2 protein-coding genes and 1 pseudogene are annotated in these 1856 nt (G+C 39.3%); all 3 read left to right on the top strand.

Annotated elements, in window-relative coordinates; genetic code table 11:
- Positions 1–228: pseudogene (locus WB217_RS17225) on the top strand (hypothetical protein); the annotation flags it as partial.
- 190 nt (positions 229–418) lie between these two features.
- Positions 419–1429: a DUF1646 family protein gene (locus tag WB217_RS17220; protein WP_423994513.1), complete on the top strand. Its 1011-nt coding sequence runs from the start codon at positions 419–421 to the stop codon at positions 1427–1429.
- Positions 1430–1530: 101 nt separating this feature from the next.
- Positions 1531–1856, top strand: a 326-nt coding sequence (locus WB217_RS17215; protein ID WP_423994512.1) for a spore photoproduct lyase family protein, incomplete at its 3' end; no start/stop codon positions are given.

The following is a 1856-nucleotide window of genomic DNA, read 5'->3' as shown; positions in this document are numbered from 1 at the left end:
ACGCTTAAAGCGGAAGAGAACACTATGGAAGAGCAAATTGATAAAAAAGAAAAGCAAAAACAGCATGTTGTGTTAGTCGACACAATCCATGAATTGCGTTCAACGAATGTAACGATTGGATCAGAAGTTGGAAACACTTGCCCAGTCTGCCGCAAAGGCGAAGTAAAAGAAATCGGCGGATGCAACACTTGTACAAATTGTAATGCACAGTTGAAGTGCGGATTATAAAAAACAAGAAGGTACCACGGCCCAGTGCCGTGGTATTTTTATGCTCATTTTTGATAACTCAATCCCACTGAATGAAAATTATTTTCCCTGTCCAAATACCTATATATAAGAATCCTAAAACGTAAAACTATCAAAATTTTAAGAATAATTTTATAATAGAAACGATTAAATAGATAAAGGACTGGGGAATATGATTGGTTTAGTTGTTATTTTACTTATGGTATTGTTATTTCCTTTTACAGTTAAAATGGTAGAACACAATTTGGAGATTTTTTTATTCATAATGGGTATTGCTGCTGCAGCAATTAGTGGTGTGTTGGATCAGCTTTTAATTGAAAAAGCGCTTGTTGACCCAATTATCATTACAATCGCTGTATTTGTCGCAGGCATACTAACCAAATGGTTTCAAAAGCCAATGGAAAAGTCGATTTTATGGGGTAGCAGAATATTGACTCCGAGAATTTTTTTCGCGTTAACAGTGGTCATTCTTGGTTTGGCGTCAAGTATCATTACCGCTATTATCGCTGCGATCATCCTTGTGATCATCGTCAATGTTCTCCCGCTAGACCGACAATCGGAAATACGTTTTACCGTCTTGGCCTGTTTTTCGATTGGCCTTGGAGCTGCCTTAACACCGATTGGTGAGCCGTTAGCTACCATTACCATCAGTAAATTAAATGAGGACTTCTTTTATTTGCTGCAATTAATTGGTGCTGAAGTTTTGCCTGCCATTATTATTTTTGGTATCCTGTCGATGATTTTGGTAAACCCGCATGAAGCCAAAAATGGCTTAAAGTCTGTTACTAAATCAGAGTCCTACAATGAAATTATCGTTCGCTCTTTAAAAATCTACTTGTTCGTCATGGGGCTCACATTTCTTGGGCAGGGGTTCGAACCTTTCATTAATGAGTATGTTATCGGGCTTTCTCCTACACTGTTATACTGGATCAATATGATTTCAGCGATACTGGACAATGCTACACTTGCCGCTGCTGAAATCAGTCCTGCTATGGATAGAGAAACCATCCAAGCTGTTTTACTGGGGCTTATTATAAGTGGAGGAATGCTGATACCAGGAAATATCCCTAATATCATCTCTGCAGGTAAGCTAAACATCACTAGTAAGGAATGGGCGGCATTTGGAGTTCCGGTTGGCCTTGCTACCATGTTTTTTTATTATATTGTCCTATTTGTTTTTTAGCCTGCCGAATAAAAGAGGATGGAAATATTTTCTCCATCCTCTTTTTGTATTTCTGCCCATAATAACTGTAAGGAATTATGGAATGAAATGAGGAATCTTAAATGAAGGCATTTGTACCACAATTGGTCTATATCGAGCCTAATGCTCTTGAATATCCGCTTGGCAGGGAACTGAAGGAGAAATTTGAGAAAATGGGGCTCGAAATCAGGGAAACCACATCCCATAATCAGGTCCGCGGTATACCAGGTGATAACGAATTACAGCAATACCGTAATGCGAAATCAACTCTTGTAGTTGGTGTCCGCAGAACGCTGAAGTTCGATACATCTAAGCCATCAGCTGAGTACGCAATACCTCTTGCAACAGGGTGCATGGGTCATTGTCATTATTGCTATCTGCAGACGACACTCGGGAGCAAGCCGTATAT

Origin of the sequence: Mesobacillus sp., from assembly GCF_049588175.1 — a bacterium.
Classification (GTDB): domain Bacteria; phylum Bacillota; class Bacilli; order Bacillales; family Cytobacillaceae; genus Mesobacillus.
The sequence above is the reverse complement of the archived record's forward strand: the minus strand, read 5'-3'. Positions and strand labels throughout refer to the sequence as shown.

What these genes read in the sequence shown, in the direction of transcription:
- WB217_RS17220 (WP_423994513.1), top strand. Translation starts at nt 419, where the DNA reads ATGATTGGTTTAGTTGTTATTTTACTTATGGTATTGTTATTTCCTTTT.